Annotated in this window: 12 protein-coding genes and 1 pseudogene; 9 read left to right on the plus strand and 4 right to left on the minus strand. The window is 70.7% G+C overall.

From position 1 onward, the window contains the following. Positions 1–84: 84 nt before the first annotated feature. The 3 genes and pseudogenes from IF54_RS0131065 to IF54_RS0131075 all read left to right on the plus strand — a co-directional run. Positions 85–2454 carry a glycosyl hydrolase family 95 catalytic domain-containing protein gene (locus tag IF54_RS0131065; RefSeq protein ID WP_051735603.1) on the plus strand — a complete coding sequence of 790 codons (2370 nt, stop codon included), beginning with the start codon at positions 85–87 and terminating at the stop codon, positions 2452–2454. A gap of 239 nt (positions 2455–2693) precedes the next feature. Next, the gene (locus IF54_RS0131070) at positions 2694–3602 is read left to right on the plus strand and encodes an alpha/beta hydrolase family esterase (RefSeq protein WP_030324792.1); all 909 of its coding nucleotides are present in this window, start codon (positions 2694–2696) and stop codon (positions 3600–3602) included. A 56-nt stretch (positions 3603–3658) separates the two neighbouring features. Further along, positions 3659–4732 (plus strand): annotated as a pseudogene (locus tag IF54_RS0131075) (arabinofuranosidase catalytic domain-containing protein); the annotation flags it as partial. 257 nt (positions 4733–4989) lie between these two features. Here the strand turns inward: IF54_RS0131075 and IF54_RS0131080 are convergent. Beyond that, positions 4990–5247: a hypothetical protein gene (locus tag IF54_RS0131080; protein WP_030324796.1), complete on the minus strand. Its 258-nt coding sequence runs from the start codon at positions 5245–5247 to the stop codon at positions 4990–4992. A gap of 433 nt (positions 5248–5680) precedes the next feature. Here IF54_RS0131080 and IF54_RS0131085 point away from each other — a divergent pair, with 433 nt between their 5' ends. The 5 genes from IF54_RS0131085 (at position 5681) to IF54_RS0131105 (ending at position 12721) form a co-directional block, all read left to right on the plus strand. Further along, positions 5681–6745, plus strand: a complete 1065-nt coding sequence (locus tag IF54_RS0131085) for a LacI family DNA-binding transcriptional regulator (protein WP_051735604.1) — start codon at positions 5681–5683, stop codon at positions 6743–6745. 147 nt (positions 6746–6892) lie between these two features. Further along, entirely contained in the window at positions 6893–8203 is a 1311-nt protein-coding gene (locus IF54_RS0131090) for an ABC transporter substrate-binding protein (protein ID WP_030324799.1), read from the plus strand. A 57-nt stretch (positions 8204–8260) separates the two neighbouring features. Further along, complete coding sequence (locus IF54_RS0131095; RefSeq protein WP_030324800.1) at positions 8261–9217, plus strand: carbohydrate ABC transporter permease; 957 nt, start codon at positions 8261–8263, stop codon at positions 9215–9217. Continuing rightward, positions 9214–10068: a carbohydrate ABC transporter permease gene (locus IF54_RS0131100; protein ID WP_037820831.1), complete on the plus strand. Its 855-nt coding sequence runs from the start codon at positions 9214–9216 to the stop codon at positions 10066–10068. Before IF54_RS0131095 ends, IF54_RS0131100 begins: the two co-directional genes overlap by 4 nt. A 94-nt stretch (positions 10069–10162) precedes the next feature. Then, the gene (locus tag IF54_RS0131105) at positions 10163–12721 is read left to right on the plus strand and encodes a CBM35 domain-containing protein (RefSeq protein ID WP_199821266.1); all 2559 of its coding nucleotides are present in this window, start codon (positions 10163–10165) and stop codon (positions 12719–12721) included. A gap of 61 nt (positions 12722–12782) precedes the next feature. On the opposite strand, the gene IF54_RS0131110 is transcribed toward IF54_RS0131105, so the two are convergent. Further along, positions 12783–13220 carry an Rrf2 family transcriptional regulator gene (locus IF54_RS0131110; RefSeq protein ID WP_030324806.1) on the minus strand — a complete coding sequence of 146 codons (438 nt, stop codon included), beginning with the start codon at positions 13218–13220 and terminating at the stop codon, positions 12783–12785. A 94-nt stretch (positions 13221–13314) separates the two neighbouring features. On the opposite strand from IF54_RS0131110, the gene IF54_RS0131115 reads away from it, so the two are divergent. Continuing rightward, a complete protein-coding gene (locus IF54_RS0131115) occupies positions 13315–13959 on the plus strand; it encodes an NAD(P)-dependent oxidoreductase (RefSeq protein WP_030324808.1) in 645 nt (214 codons plus the stop codon). Between the two features lie 95 nt (positions 13960–14054). Here IF54_RS0131115 and IF54_RS0131120 read toward each other — a convergent pair whose 3' ends face one another. Then, complete coding sequence (locus IF54_RS0131120; RefSeq protein ID WP_030324810.1) at positions 14055–15344, minus strand: glycosyltransferase family 39 protein; 1290 nt, start codon at positions 15342–15344, stop codon at positions 14055–14057. Next, positions 15341–16564 carry a bifunctional glycosyltransferase family 2/GtrA family protein gene (locus tag IF54_RS0131125; RefSeq protein WP_234439103.1) on the minus strand — a complete coding sequence of 408 codons (1224 nt, stop codon included), beginning with the start codon at positions 16562–16564 and terminating at the stop codon, positions 15341–15343. Before IF54_RS0131125 ends, IF54_RS0131120 begins: the two co-directional genes overlap by 4 nt. Positions 16565–16597: the final 33 nt, after the last annotated feature.

The following is a 16597-nucleotide window of genomic DNA, read 5'->3' on the forward strand; positions in this document are numbered from 1 at the left end:
TCGGCAGCGGTGCCTGAGGCCCCGCGTCCAGCCCCGGTACGAACGCCACGCCCAGCCCGTCCGTCTCACCCTCGGATTCCGCACATGCTGAAACTCTGGTACCACCGTCCCGCCGAAGGCTTCGCCCAGTCGCTGCCCCTGGGCAACGGCTCCCTCGGCGCCATGGTGCCGGGCCGCCCGGCCCACGAGCGCGTCGACCTCAACGCCGACACGCTCTGGTCCGGCGGTCCCGTCGCCCCCGCCGACCACGACCCCGCGCAGCACCTGAGCGCACTGCGCCGGGCTGTACTCGACGACCACGACCACGGGCGCGCCGAGGAACTCGCGACGCGCATGCAGGGTCCCGACACCCAGGCCTACCAGCCCCTGGGCGCCCTGCTCCTCGATCTCGGGCACGGCGACGACGTCACCGAGTACCGCAGGGAGCTGGACCTGGCCGACGCCCTGTGCAGGGTGGCCTACAGCGCCGACGGGGTCCGGCACACCCGCGAACTGTTCGTCTCCGCGGTCGCCGGCGTCCTCGTGGTCCGCCTCGGCTGCGACACACCAGGGGCACTGTCCTTCACCGCCCGGCTGGAGTCGGCCCATCCGGGCTCGGCACCCGGCCCGGCGGTCTCCGGCCGCGCCCCCGCCCACGTCGAGTTCGAGGGCACGGGACCCGACGCTGTCCGCTACGCCCCCGGCGCGGGAACCGGGTTCGCGGCCGCCCTGCGTGTCGTCCCGGACGAGGGCACCCTCGTCGCCGATCCCCTGACCGGCGGTCTGCGACTGACCGGCGCCACCACCGCCACCGTCCTGGTCGCCGCCGCCACCGGCTTCCGCGGGTGGGACGTGCTGCCCGACGGCCCGGAATCCGGCCCTGAGGCCGAGGTCGCCCGGCTGCTCGACGCCGCCGCCGGGATTCCGTACGACCGCCTGCGGGCCGAGCACCTCGCGGACCACCGCGCCCTGCACGACCGGACCGTCCTCAGCCTGGGCAGCGACCCGGCGCTGGAGGCGCTGCCCACCGACGAACGGCTCGCCGCCGTCCGCTCCGGCGCGGACGACCCGGGCCTGACCGCCCTCCAGTTCGCCTACGGCCGCTATCTGCTCATCGCATCCTCCCGCCGCGGCACCCAGCCCGCCAACCTCCAGGGCATCTGGAACACCCAGGTCCAGCCGCCCTGGCAGTGCGACTGGACCACCAACATCAACCTCCAGATGAACTACTGGCACGCCGAGACCACCGGCCTCTCCGCGTGCCACGAGCCGCTGTTCGACCTGATCACCGACCTCGCCACCGCGGGTCGCCGCACCGCTCGGGACTACTACGGCTGCGGAGGCTGGACGGCCCACCACAACGTGGACGTCTGGCGCACCACCCACCCGGTACAGGGCGAACCCCAGTGGGCCAACTGGCCCATGGCCGGTGCCTGGTTGAGTGCGCACCTGTGGGAGCACTTCCGGTTCAGCGGTGACCTCGGGTTCCTTGCCGACCGGGCCTGGCCGGTGATGCGCGAGGCCGCCGTCTTCCTGCTGGACTACCTCGTCGAGGACGGCGAAGGCCATCTGGTCACCTGTCCTTCCACCTCCCCCGAGCACCGGTTCCAGCTGCCGACGCCGGGCGGGACGGCGTTCGCCGCCACCACCGCCGCCGTCACCATGGACCTGTGGCTCGTCGAGGAACTGTTCTCCAACTGCCTGGCGGCGATGAAGGAGTTGGGCCTGACCGACCCGATCGCCGACGCCCTCGACCAGGCCCGGCGACGGCTGCCCCCGCTGCCGTACTCCCCCGGGCAGCCGCTGGCCGAGTGGCGCCACGACGCGGTGCCCGAGGAGCCGGGCCACCGGCACCTGTCCCACCTGTACGGGCTGTATCCCGGCGACCGGGTCGACGCGGAGAGCACTCCGGAACTGTTCGCCGCCGCCCGGGCCGCCCTCGACCTGAGGCTGGCCCATGGTGGCGGCGGCACCGGCTGGAGCCTTGCCTGGGTGGTCACGCTCGCCGCGCGCCTGGGCGACAGCGCCCTGGCCCACGAGAGCCTGCGCCGACTGCTGGCCGAGTCCACGTCCGACAACCTCTTCGACCTGCACCCGCCGGAGCTCTTCCAGATCGACGGCAACTTCGGCGCCACGGCGGGCGTGGCGGAGATGCTGCTCCAGAGCCACACCGGCGAACTGCGACTGCTGCCCGCGCTGCCGGACGCCTGGCCGAGCGGCACCGTACGCGGACTGCGGGCCCGCGGCGGCATCACCGTCGACCTCGACTGGCGGCACGGCGGCCTGGTGCAGGCCGGTCTGCACCTCCCCCGCCCGGGCCGGTACCGGCTGCTGCTGCCGACGCCGGGCCCGCACCCGGACGTCACCGACGACCAGCACGGGGGCGTCGAGACCAGGTGGACCAGTCCGGCGGACGGGTTCGCTCGCGGCGAGTTCACGGCAACACGGGCGGGCCTGCATCACGTGCGGTTCTGAACCTTGGCTTCCCGACGGCCGTATTCGTCAACCCGCCAGACAAAATCCTGTGACGGCCATTGACGATTACCCCTGGCTTCCTATCATCCGAAGTGCCCGAAACCCCGATACGTGTTCGGGATATCGGACAGGCACCCATGCGCTAGCAACCCTCGGCGCGCAGGCAGAACCATTGTCCCGCCGGGAGTTCGACATGCCTCCACGCCTGTCATGCACATGCTCATCCAAGGAGTGATGTGATGCAGAAAGCCAAGTTATGGCCCCTCGTGGTCGCGACCCTTCTCGCCATGGTCGCGACCACCGGCGCCACGGTCGCCCACGACACCGGCCCCGCGGCCGCCCGCACCGGCGCGGCGACCGCCGGCTGCGGCAAGGCCCCCGGTCTCGCGAGCGGCACCCACACCCTGACGGTCAACGGCAAGAGCCGCAGCTTCATCCTCAGGGTCCCCGACAACTACGACCGCAATCACGCCTACCGGTCGGTGTTCGGCTTCCACTGGCTGGGCGGCAGCGCGACCGACGTCTCGACGGGCCGCACCGTGGAGAACGGCACCTGGGCGTACTACGGACTCCAGCGACTGGCCAACAACAGCACGATCTTCGTCGCACCCCAGGGACTCAACAACGGCTGGGCCAACTCCGGCGGCGAGGACGTGGCCCTCACCGACGCCATCATCAGCCGCCTCGACAACGCCCTGTGCGTCGACACCGCCCGCCGCTTCTCCGTCGGCTTCAGCTACGGCGCCGCCATGAGCTACGCGCTGGCCTGCGCACGGCCCACGGTCTTCCGGGCGGTCGCCGTCCAGTCCGGCGGTCAGCTCAGCGGATGCGCCGGCGGTACCCAGCCCGTCGCCTACCTCGGTGTGCACGGCATCCGCGACTCGGTCCTCGGCATCTCGGGCGGGCGGACCCTGCGCGACCGGTTCGTCCGCAACAACGGCTGCGCCGCCCAGAACCCGCCCGAACCCACGCAGGGCAGTCGCGCCCACCGCGTCACCGCCTACACCGGCTGCTCCGCCGGGCACCCCGTCGTCTGGGCCGCGTTCGACGAGGGCCACATCGCCGCACCCCAGGACGGAGCGGGCGGCGACAGCGGGTCCCGGACCTGGGTGCCGGGCGAGATCTGGAAATTCTTCACCCAGTTCTGAGTTCCGCCCCGCGGCTCCGGCCGCGCACCACCCCCCACCCGCAAAGGAGTTCACCCATGGCCCTACGACCACGGTCCCGCACCCTCCGGCACGCGCTGCTCGCCACCGGAGCCGCCGCCGCGCTCAGCGTCGGCCTGCTCACCGGAACGGCACCGGCCGCCCCGGCCGCACCCGCCGCCGGCTCACTGCCATGCGACCTGTACGCCGCCGGCGGCACCCCCTGTGTGGCGGCCCACAGCACCACCCGCGCGTTGTACTCCTCCTACAACGGCCCCCTGTACCAGGTGCGCCGCGCCCGGGACAACGCCACCCGTGACATAGGTGTCCTCAGCCAGGGCGGGGTCGCCAACGCCGCCGCCCAGGACTCGTTCTGTTCCGGCACGACCTGCCTGATCACCGTGATCTACGACCAGTCCGGGCGCAACAACCGCCTCACCCAGGCGCCTCCCGGCGGATTCTCGGGCCCCGCGGCCGGCGGCTACGACAACCTCGCCAACGCGACCGCCGCGCCCATCACGGTCGCCGGCCACAAGGCCTACGGCGTCTACGTGGCACCCGGCACCGGCTACCGCAACAACAGCACCAACGGGGTAGCGAAGGGCGACCAGGCGGAGGGCATGTACGCCGTCCTGGACGGCACGCACTACAACGGCGGCTGCTGCTTCGACTACGGCAACGCGGAGACCAACAGCCGGGACAACGGCAACGGCACCATGGAGGCCATCTACTTCGGCAACATCAAGGTCTGGGGCTATGGCAGCGGCAACGGCCCCTGGATCATGGCCGACCTGGAGAACGGCCTGTTCTCGGGGTACAACCAGCGCTACAACGCGGGCGACCCGTCGATCAGCCACCGCTACCTCACGGCTGTCGTCAAGGGCGGCCCCAACCGATGGGCCATCCGCGGCGGCAACGCCCAGAGCGGCTCGTTGTCCACGTTCTACAACGGGGTCCGCCCGAACGTGCCGGGCTACAACCCGATGAAGAAGGAGGGCGCCATCATCCTCGGCATCGGCGGCGACAACAGCCACGGCGCCGCGGGCACGTTCTACGAGGGCGTCATGACCTCCGGCTACCCGTCGGACGCCACCGAGAACGCCGTACAGGCCAACATCACCGCGGCCGGATACGGGAGGTAGTACCCGACGGCCGCGCAACACCCTTGCGACCGCGGCTCGTTCAGGAGCGAGCCGCGGTCTTGCACACGGCCAGCGGCGCCAGGCAGGATCGCCGGGGAGAGGCAGGCGGCCGGGACCGGTGAGTCCCGCGCGCATGATCTCGCACACCTCAGCGAACACGCGTGCCTGCTCCGGCGTGAGGCGGTCCTAAGACCGTGGCCGGCACAGTGGCGATCTCCCTCGTGGAGGCCGGGGGCGCCATCGTGCGGCTAGCCGCGGTTCTTCTCTTCCAGCCACTCCGTGTAGTTGTACGAGGCGCTGCTCCCCTGCTTGCCCGGCGAGATCTTCAGGATCGCCTTGTCGTTCTGCGGGTTGCCGCTGAGGTAGGCCTCGGTCAGAACGTACGGCAGTCCGTCGACCCGGAACCGAATGCTGCCGTCCGGGTACGCGCTGACGCGGATCTTCCTGCCATCGGGAAGTTCGACCGGCTCGGCGACGAAGTGCGCCTTGAGCGGCTGATCGGCCATACAGACCTCCAGGTCATACAGGCTCGTCGAGGTGAGCAGCATAGCCGTCGGACAGGAACTCAGGGGCGATACGAACTTCTCTCATTCCCGCTCGAGTTGAGAAGGCGGCTCGGTCCAGACAGCCCACCCCGACCGCCTCTCTGGACCCTGCCGAGCGCACGGAGAACCGCCAGGTCCCGGACGCAGCAAACCGACATCCACGCATCCGAAGCGCCGGACGCCGACGAGGGCTGCCACCCGGAGGGGGCCCTACGGGCCGTGGTGGCACCGGCGTTGGGTCCCCTTCGCGGAGAACGGGGCCGGCGACGACCTGGTGCGCTGCCGCCTTTCGCCGCAACCCACGTGAAGTTCCCTGTCACGGGCGGGCCGGGCCCGGGTAACGCCGTGATGACAACCTCTTGACGGCCGTGTTGTGACCGCTCACAATCCTCCCATGCATGTGACCGGTCACGGAAGCCCGGGCCCTCCTCGGCGCACCCCGCGCACGCCTCGTAAGGCAGCGAGCATCCGCGAGGTCGCCGAGGCGGCGCACGTCTCCCACCAGACCGTTTCGAGGGTCGTCAACGGCCACCCGAACGTGAGGCAGGAGACCCGCAGCCGGGTCGAGGCGGCCATCGCGGAGTTCGGGTTCTGCCGCAACGCCAGCGCGTACGCCCTGGCCAGCGGTGTCACCAGAGCGGTCACCGTGCTGACGTCGAACAGCGTGCCGCACGCTTACGCGGCCACCCTCCAGGGTCCGGAGGAGGCGGCGCGGGCGGCGGGCTACTCGGTCGGCGTCCGGGTGCTCACCCCGGAGGACGATCCGAGCCGTACGGTCGCCACCGCGACCGCGACCGCGACCGGCGGCGGGATCGTCGTCATCGGGTTCGACCGGCTCGGAGCGGCAGCCCTCGCTCGCGTACCGGCCGACGTGCCCTGCACCTCGGCCGTGGAGGCACCGCCGCCCCGCCGGCCGGCGGTGTGGGCCGACGACCGCGCGGCCGCTCGGGCCGCCACCCGGCATCTGCTCGGCCTCGGACACCGGACCGTGCCCTACGTGGCGATCCCTGCACCCACCGGCTCCCGCGCGTCCATGGCACCCCGCGCCGAGGGCCGGCGCCAGGCCCTGGCGTCGGCCGGTGTCACTCCCCCGCCCGCGATCGGCGAGGGCTGGGACGCCCCGGCCGGCCACGAGGCGGGACGTGAACTGGCCCGGGACCCCGGCGTCACGGTGATCCTCTGCGGCAACGACGACCTGGCGCTGGGCGTCCTGCGCGCCCTGCACCACGCCGGCCGCGCCGTACCGGGAGACGTCAGTGACATCGGGTTCGACGACGCCCCTCACTCGGGGTTCGTCGCTCCCGCGCCCACCACGGTCCTCATGGACTTCCGGGGTCTGGGGCGGGCCGCCTTCCAACTCCTGCGCACCCAGGTGGAGTCGGACTACCGGCCGCCCGAACTCACCCTCTTCGCACCCGAGCTCGTACCGCGCGAGAGCTCGGAACGAAGAACAGCATGACCCCGGGCCGCCCCCACGCCCCGCTCCGATCCGGCCGTCCCCCACGTTCCACAGCACAGCCATCTTCAACCGCACAGCCATGTTCCACAGCACAGCCAGGTTCCACAGCACAGCTCTGCCCACCCTCGCGTGCCTAAGGACAGATCCATGAAGAGAGTCGCCTCCGCCCTCGCCGTCGCGTGCGCGCTCGGCCTGGCCGCCACCGCGTGCAGCGACAGCACCGCAGGTGGCACCGGCGCCGCCCCGACCGGGTCGGTCGACGCCACGGCCGATCTCAAGGGCGTCCACCTGACCATGTGGGTGGCGCAGAACAGCGTCGCCGAGCCGAAGCAGGTCATCGACGCCTTCCAGAAGGCGACCGGGGCCACCGTGACCACCCAGGTGATCCCGGACCCCTACGAGTCGAACGTCCCGACCAAGCTCGCCTCCGGCGACAAGCCCGACCTGATGTTCTGGCAGCCCACGGGCAGCACGCTGCCGTTCGTCCAGCCGGAGAAGAACCTGCTCCAGCTGGACAAGGAGGACTGGGTCGGCAAGCTCGGCAAGACGGAGCAGGGCCTCGGGCAGGTCGGTGGCCACCGCTACGCGGCGATCGTCACCAGCCCGGCGACCCTCGGCGTCTACTACAACAAGGACGTCTTCAAGAAGGCCGGCGTGACCAAGATGCCGACCAGTTACGACGACCTCCTCGCCACGGCCGGGACCATCAAGGCGAAGGCGGGCGTCGCCCCGTTCTTCGAGGTCGGCGGCGACAAGTGGCCTCTCCAGTGGCAGGTGCAGCTCCAGATGACCGACCTGCCGCAGGGCTTCTGGGACAAGCTCAACAAGAACCAGGCCAAGTGGACCGACCCGGTGATCGTGAACGCGATCAAGAAGTACAAGTCGCAGGTGCTGGACGGGGGCCTCGCGCAGGCGAACTACAAGACCGCGACCTTCGTGGACCAGGGCAAGGCGCTTCTGGACGGCAGCGCCGCGATGGCCGTCAACGTCACCTCGTTGCAGAGCGAGATCCAGGCCACCTCCTCCACCGCGGAGATGGACCGGAAGCTGGGCTGGTTCCCCGTCTCCAACAGCTCCGACCAGGCGCTGTACTCCCCCGACCAGACCAACGGCGTGGTCGCCTTCAGCACCGGTGACGCCAAGCGGCAGAACGCCGCCCGGCAGTTCCTGTCCTTCTGGCTCGGCGAGGACTACCCGGCCTACATCAAGGCCAACAAGGTCGTCTCGGTGGAGCCGTCCGTGCCCAATCCCGACGGCCTGCCGCAGACCGCCCTCGCCCAGGCCGAGGCGCTGTCGTCGGCGACCGGCGTGTTCCAGGTCAAGGCCCTCACCGCGCCCGACATGCACCTCGCGCTGGCCGACATGATCTACGGCAAGAAGACGCCGGAGCAGGTCGCCCAGGCCGCCGAGGACCAGTTCACCCAGGTCCTCAAGGCGCGCGGCGTCGCCGGGTTCTGACCGCTCGTCCCGGGCCGCTCACAGGGACCGGCCCGGGCCCCTCACCGGAGGTGAGACGTGGCGGACACAGCCACCGTCGGCGTCACCGATGCCAACTCCCGCAAGCAGGCGCACGGTTCCACCCCGCACAGCCCGCCTCGCCGGCCGCGGACCAGGTCCGACCAGCCGTGGTGGTTCGCGGTGCCCGCGCTCGCCGTGTTCGGCGTGTTCTTCCTGCTGCCGAACCTGCTGAACTTCGTCTACCCGTTCACCAACTGGTCGGCGTTCCACTCGGACATCGAGTTCGCGGGCCTGTCCAACATCCGCAGCATCCTCCAGGACGGCTCGATGCTGCGGGACATCCGCATCACCGTGGAGTACGCGGTCCTGGTCGCGCTCTTCCAGAACGGCTTCGGGCTCGCCCTCGCCCTGCTGCTGGAACGCGACACCCGCTTCAACCGGTTCTTCCGGGCGATGTTCTTCCTCCCGGTGCTGATCTCGGCCCTCGCGGTCGGCTACCTCTTCCGGGCCCTTCTCGCGCAGGACGGGGCGCTGAACAGCGTGCTGTCCTCGCTGGCGGGCCATCCGGTGGACACGCCCTGGCTGGGCTCCACCACCTGGACCCTGGTCGTGGTGACCCTCATCCACGGCTGGAAGTGGATGGGCCTGGCCATGCTGATCTACCTTGCGGGCCTGAAGAGCATGCCGGGTGACGTACTGGAGGCGGCCCGCATCGACGGCGCCGGCGCCTGGCGCACCTTCCGGTCGATCCGCTTCCCGCTCCTTGCACCGGCGGTCACGTTCAACGTGACCACCGCCCTGATCGGTTCGATGAACACCTTCGACATCGTGCAGGCCACCACCGCCGGCGGGCCGGGCAGCGAGACCGAGGTCTTCAACATCTACATGTTCCGGGTCTTCGGACAGGGCCTGTACGCGCAGGCCTCGGCGATGAGCCTGGTGCTGTTCCTCATCGTCGTCGTCCTGGCCGTACCGGTCATCGTCGGTCTGCGCCGCAGGGAGGACAACCAGTGACCGCACTTCCCGTCCCCGCTCCGGCGCGGCCCGGCCGGTTGCGCTGGGTGCGGCCCGCCGCTGTGCTCGTCATCGCGGCCGTCACCATCGGCATCCCGCTCTGGCTCGTCGCGGTGACCTCCGTGAAGCCGCAGGCCGAGGCGATCAAGCCGAACCTGTCGCTGCCGCACCACGTACAGGCCGCCGAGAACTACCAGCAGTCCTTCGACCAGGGCAAGATGATCCAGGGCTTCGTCAACAGCCTGCTGGTCGTCGTCCCCTCCGTGGTCCTCGTGCTGCTGCTGGGCGCGGGCGCCGCCTGGGTGTTCGCCCGACGCAGGGGACGGCTGGCCGGCACGCTGTACGCGCTGAGCATCAGCGGTCTGCTGCTGCCGCCCGCGGTGATCACCATCGTGATGGAGCTGCGACAACTCGGCCTCGCGGGGACCCAGTTGGGAATGATCGCGGTCTACACCGGGATGTACCTGTCCACGTCGATCTTCTTCATGACGGGCTTCATCCGCAACCTCCCCGAGGAGCTGGAGGAGGCCGCCCGCATGGACGGGGCCGGTCCGGCGAGGGTCTTCTTCCAGGTCATCCTGCCGCTGCTGCGACCGGTCATCGCCACCGCGACGATCATGGTGATGCTCTTCGCCTGGAGCGACATCTTCTACGCCTTCTTCGTGCTCGGCGGAGGGGACAGGGCCACGCTGCCGCTCAACCTCTACCAGGTCGCCAACGCCCAGCTGTACCTCAACAACTGGCACCTCATCTTCGCCTACGTCGTGATGATGAGCCTGCCGATGGTGGCCGTCTTCGTCGTCGCCCAGCGACGCGTCGTCTCCGGCATCACCAGCGGGGCCGTCAAGTAGCACCGCCCCCGATCCACTCCCAGATCCGCCTTACACCCCACCCGCGTCTCCATCCACGATCCTCCCGCAACGACGCGGGAGGCGGAGGACTCCCATGCGCAGAACCGAACGCAGTCCACGACTCACGCGGCGCCTGGTCGCGGTGTCCGCCGTCGCCGCCGCGCTGGCCGGCATGGCACTGACCGCCCCGGTCGCCGAGGCGGCGACACCCCGACTCACCGTCGATCTGGGGAAGATGACCGGACCGGTGATGCACGGCGCGAACGGCACGCTCTACGGCCTCAGTGACGACGGCGTCCCCGGCGACAACCTGCTCGACCCCCTGCACATGACCACCATCGTGCAGAAGGCCCCCGACGGTCTCCAGCACCCCAACGGGGACGCGCTGACGGTCAAGCCGGCCTACGACCGCAGCGGCGGCGGCGACGTGTACGTCTACATGCAGGACTACTACGCCCAGTGGCCCTACGAGAACCTCGGCCTGGACGACTACCTGGCCAAGGTCGACACCATGGTCCGCAAGGTCGCCGCCCGCCCCGACGCCGACGATTTCGTGTGGGTGCCGTTCAACGAGCCCGACGGGAACTGGTACGGCGGTCTGGGCAGTTCCGACACCGCGACCTACACCAAGGCCCGCGACAGGTTCGAGAGCGACTGGGCGACCGTCCACAAGAAGATCCGGTCGATCATCCCGGACGCCAGGATCGCCGGGCCCAACGAGACGCACTACGACACGCGCCTCATGAACGACTTCTATCCCTGGGCCAAGGCCAACGACGTCGTACCGGACATCACCACCTGGCACGAGCTCGACCCCGGGTCCCTGTCCAGCTTCCAGACCACCCTCGCCGCCTACCGGACCCTGGAGAAGAACTCCGGCATCCCCGAACTGCCGGTCAGCATCAACGAGTTCGCCAACCGGCGCGACCAGTCCGTGCCGGGCCAAATGATCCAGTGGCTGTCACTGTTCGAGCGCAACAAGGTCTACGCCGACCAGGCGTACTGGAACATCGCGGGCAACCTCAACGACAACGCCGTCCAGACCAACATCCCCAACGGCACCTGGTGGCTGCTGCGTTGGTACGCGGGCCTGACCGGACAGACCGTCCGGGTGACCCCGCCGCAGGCCGACACCACCGACACCCTCCAGGGCATCGGGTCCCTGGACACCGGCCGCAAGCAGGCCCAGGTCCTGCTGGGCGGCACCTCCGGGAACGTCGACACCGTGCTCCGGCACATACCGTCCTCCTTCGGCCGCAGGGTCAACGTGACCGTGGAGCGCGTCGGTTGGAGCGGTTACGAGGGCGCGGCCGCCACGCCGGGCGTGGTCGCGCGCACCAGCGCCACCGTCTCCCAGGACGGCGCCGTGACTGTGCCGCTCACCGGACTCGACCCGATGGCCGCCTACCGCGTCACCGTCAACCCGGCCGGCAAGGGCACGCCCGCCGCGGCGGGCCCGCCCTGGTCGGCGTCGTACGAGGCGGAGAACGCGGCGATCACCGCGGGCACGGTGTACGCGCAGGGTTCGCGGTCCAACCCGTACGGCTTCGCCACCTCGGGCACCGAGGACGTCGGCAGCCTCAACCAGCCGACCAGCAAGGTCGCCTTCACGGTCGACGTCCCGAAGACGGGCACGTACGACCTCGACGTCTTCTACGGCAACCAGTCCGGCACCCCCTCCACGCAGACCCTCACGGTGGACGGGGGCCCGCCGGTCATCCTCACCTACGGGTCCACGCTCAACTGGACGTACCGCTCGATCGTGCGGACCCCGGTCACTCTGACCGCCGGCACCCACACCCTCACCCTGGCCAAGGGCACCAGCGAGGTGACCCTCGACAAGATCGACCTCACCGCCTCGGTCACCCCGCAGGCCGTGTACCCGGCGACGTACGCCGACGTCAGCGGCACCCCGTCGTACGACTACCGCGACTCGGGCACGAGTGGCGGCGGCGCGCTGGTGCTGGACAAGGGCGACAAGGCTGTCTTCGACGTCGACGTGCCGGCGGACGGCTACTACACGGTGCGCGCCGACTACTCGGCGACCGGCAACGCCACTCTGAGCCTGGACGGCGCCACCGCCGCCACGCTGCTCCCGGCGAAGGGCCAGGCGTCCGGCACGACCCTGCGCCTGTACCTCACGGCCGGCAACAACCGTGTGACCGCGGCGGTCCCGGGTTCCGGCAGGCTCAGCATCAGCGACCTGAAGGTGACGGGCGCGCCCGGCACCGACGGTGTGACCGCCTACGAGGCGGAGGACGGCACCCTCGCCGGAGCCGCTGCCGTCGCGTCCAACTCCTGGACCTCAGGCGGCAAGTACGTCGGGAACATCGGCAACGCACCTGGCAACACCCTCACCCTCCAGGTGAAGGCCGCGAAGGCCGGGCGGTACGTGATGAGCGTCCGCTACGCCAACAACCAGCTCGCCGGGTCCGGGAACTACAACACCAACGTCGTCTCCCGGGCGGCCGACATCACAGTCGGGGACAGCACCCAGCGGGTCATGTTCCGCAACAGCTACAGCTGGTCCAACTACTGGTACCTGCCGGTTCCGGTGACCCTCCGGGCCGGCACCAACACCATCACCTTCGCCAACGCCTCCGCCTACGCACCGGACATCGACCGGGTCACGGTGGCACCGCTGAACGGCTGACGCGGCGGGAGCGGGGGCCCGTCACGGGTCCCGGCTCCCGGCAAGCGGTCCGTGCGTGGGGTCAGCTGCCGGATGCGACCGCGACGGTCTCCTCGTGCAGGACCTCGGCGACGGTGGTGCGGGCGAGTTCGGCCAGCAGTGCCCTGCGCGCCCGGCGGTCCAGCTCGATGAGGTTGCGGTGCACCCGCTGGCCGACCCCGCAGTCGGGCTGCGGGACGTGCACGCCGAGGACCGGGTCCTCGCCGTTGAGCGCGAGCCAGACCGTGCCGAGGTCGATCGCGGCGGGGTCGCGGTCGAGTATCCAGCCCCCGCGCGGTCCCGGGTGCGAGCGGACCAGCCCGGCTTCGCGCAGCTGGCCGAGGATGCGGCGGGCGTGCGCGGCGTTGGTCGCGGGACTCCGGGCGAGGGACTGCGAGTCCCGCCACTGGCCGGGGGTGCCCGCCAGCAGGGTCAGCAGGTGGACCCCGACCGCGAACTGGGTGTTCGTGGGCTGTGCCATGCCTTCATGGTACGGCCTTTGCACTAATTCGCTACTACGGCTGTTACAGTTCTTATTCGTAAGTGTCGCAGCAACGAATACTTGGAGTCCCCCCATGGCGATCATCACCGTCTTCGGCGCCACCGGTTACGCCGGCGGGCACATCACCGACGAGGCCCTGCGTCGCGGCCACGAGGTCATCGCGGTCAACCGCACCGGCTCCGCCGAGGCCCGCCCCGGAATCACTGCGCTCGCGGGCTCTGTGGACGACGAGTCACTGGTGCGTGATCTGGCCGCCAAGTCCGATGTGCTGGTGATCGCGGTCCACGGCAGCGCGGACGGCGAGCCCTTCCTGCTGCCGCTCGTCCCGTCGCTGCTCAAGGCGGCCGCGGAGGGCGGTGCCCGGATCGGCGTGGTCGGCGGCGCGGGCAGCCTGCACGTGGCCGAGGGCGGGCCGCGCCTGCTCGACACCCCTGACTTCCCGGACGCCTACAAGCCCGAGGCGTCCACCCACGCCGACGTACTGGAGTCGCTGCGGGCCACCGACACCGACGCGGACTGGTTCTACGTCAGCCCCGCCGCCGAGTTCGGCGCCTGGGCCCCCGGCGAGCGCACCGGTTCCTTCCGGCTCGGCGGTGACGTGCTGCTCGCGGACGCCGACGGCAAGTCCTCCATATCCGGCGCCGACTACGCCATCGCCTTCGTCGACGAGATCGACACGCCGGCCCACCGCAAGGCTCGGTTCACGGTCGCGTACTGAGTCTTCCCGAGGCCCTCGGAACCGGTCCCCGCTCAGGCATGGCCGGTACCGAGGGCTTCCGTGCCGTCCGGACCGACCGTCCGACCGAAGTGCCCTTACGGCACGCCCAGTTCGAAGAGGGCGTAGCCCGCATACGACCCGGAGGCCAGGGCCGCCGTGGCAAGCAGCGCGAACCGGTGAGCCGGGCCGAGGCGGCGCAGCGCGAGGGCCGGCGGGATGAGCAGGGGGAAGAGCGGGAGCAGATAGCGCGAGACGTTGCCGAAGATCTGCTGGCTGCCCAGGACGAGGACGAGGGTCAGGACGGTGTGGACCGACAGGACGACCGGAGGCCGGATCCGGAACAGCAGCGGGAGCAGGGCCAGCGCGAGCAGAACGACCCCGACGCCGATCATGTCCGCGAAGGGCCAGGGGAAGAGGTAGTCCGAGCGCCCCACCGGGACCGAGGTGAGGACGTCCAGGGTCTGCCGGCCGAAATCCCATTCGTGCGCCCAGGCGCCGGACTGGAGCCGGAACCAGCCGCCGTAGTCGCCCATCCGGTGGCCGACCCAGCCGAGGTAGGCGAGCAGACCGAGCGGGGCGAGGAGCATCGCGGCGAGTGGACGCCGGACGCCGTCCTCGCGGCGGTGCAGTGCGAGCAGGGCGGCGAGGGCGACCGCCGCGATCAGTGCCGCGGCGGTGGGTCTGTTGAGTCCGGCGGCGCAGGTCAGCAGCCCGGCGGTGAGCCAGTGGCGGCTCATGACGGCATGGCAGGCCCAGACGGCCAGGGCGACGTAGAGGGAGTCGGAGTAGACCGCCCACTCCACTCCGGAACCGGGCCAGACGGCCCAGAGACCGGCGGCGGCCAGCCCGGCCCCCCGGCCACCGAACCGCTCGGTCACGGCGTAGATCCCGAGTGCGGCGACGAAGGACGCGACGATCGAGACCAGCAGGCCGGCGCCGTACGAGCCGAGACCGGTCAACTCTGAGGCAGCCCGCATCAGGGCCGGGTAGAGAGGGAAGAACGCAGCCGAGTTCCCTTCGAGGGTGATCAGCCCCGTGGCTCCGGGGACCGGGACGAGCGCCGGGTGGTAGCCGTGCTCGGCGATCTGCTGGTACCACCAGCCGTCCCAGGTGGCCAGGACGTCCCAAGGACGGGCGCCTCCGCCGAAGCGCGGGTTCTTCCTTCGGTAGTCCCCGGTGGCGTGCAGCAGATACATGAAGGCGCCGAAGCCGACGAGCTTCAACGTGCCGTACATGAGCAGGACGGGCCCGTGGTGCGCGATGGCGCGGCGCAGCCGGTGCAGGGGGCCTGAGGTGCGGGGCCGACCGGGGGCGGGTGGTGGCGAGAGCGTCGCGTTCCAGGTCCCCGGCCCGGCGGCGGTCGTGGGGGTGACGGTCCGGTTCATGTGCGGAACACCCACGTCCGGAACAGCAGGAACCGCAGCAGGGTCGCGCCCAGGTTGGCGGCGAGGAGGACGAGGAGTTCGATGCGGTGCGTGGCCGTGGGCGCCGCGTGGTGCAGCACGGCGAGGGATCCGGCGGTCAGGGCCAGCCCGATCAGGAAGACCACCAGACCCCGGCCCTGGTGTCGTGCGGCGTGGCCGCGGCCCGAAAGTCCGAAGGTGAAGTGCCGGTTGGCGGCCGTGTTGGCGACGGCGCACAGCAGCAGCGCGAGGGCGTTCGCCGACTGGGGTCCGGTGAGGGGGCGCAACGCCGAGTACAGCAGCAGGTTCGCGAGGGTGCTGACCACTCCCACGGCGGCGAAGCGCACGAGTTGGCGCACCGGGCCGTGGGTCGCCTCGGTCGTGGCCCGCCCCAGTGCGGCCGCCGGCCGGAAGGCGCCGCGCCGGAGTGCTCCACCGACCCTGACGATGCCGCGCAGATCGGCCAGCGCGGTGGCGAGGAGGTCGACCCGGCTGTCGGGGTCGTCGACCCAGTCGACCGGCACCTCGTGGATGCGCAGCCCGGCCCGCTCGGCGATGACCAGCAGCTCGGTGTCGAAGAACCACCCGGAGTCCTGCACCAGCGGCAGCAGCCGTTCGGCCACGTCACGGCGTACCGCCTTGAATCCGCACTGGGCGTCCGAGAAGCCCACGGAGAGGGTGGAGCGCAGCAGGGCGTTGTAGCAGCGGGAGGTGATCTCCCTCTTGGGGCCGCGTACCACCCGGGAGCCCGGTGCCAGGCGGGTGCCGATGGCGATGTCGGAGTGTCCCGAGATCAGCGGGGCCACCAGCGGCAGCAGCGCCGTGAGGTCGGTGGACAGATCCACGTCCATGTACGCGAGGACGGGCGCCGTCGACAGCGACCAGGCGTGGCTCAGGGCCCGGCCGCGGCCCTTGTCGGCCAGTCTCAGCCATGCGACCTCGGGAAACTCCTCCGCCAGCCGGGCCGCCGTCTGCGGGGTCCGGTCGGTGCTGGCGTTGTCGGCGACCGTGATGCGGAAGGGGTAGGGAAACGTCTCGCGCAGATGCGCGTGAAGCCTTCGCACGCTCGGTTCCAGGTCCGCCTCTTCGTTGAACACCGGCACGACCACGTCCAGGACCGGCTCCGGGTGGTGTGTCGGCACCGGTGTGCGGTGCGGGAGACGGCTCTGTTCCCGCACGGGAAGTGGCCCGGTTTTTCTCATGGTTGATCCTCTTTTGCGCGCTTGGTCAGGGCA

Origin of the sequence: Streptomyces sp. NRRL B-3229 (assembly GCF_000719505.1) — a bacterium.
In the GTDB taxonomy this organism is placed as follows: domain Bacteria; phylum Actinomycetota; class Actinomycetes; order Streptomycetales; family Streptomycetaceae; genus Streptomyces; species Streptomyces griseorubiginosus.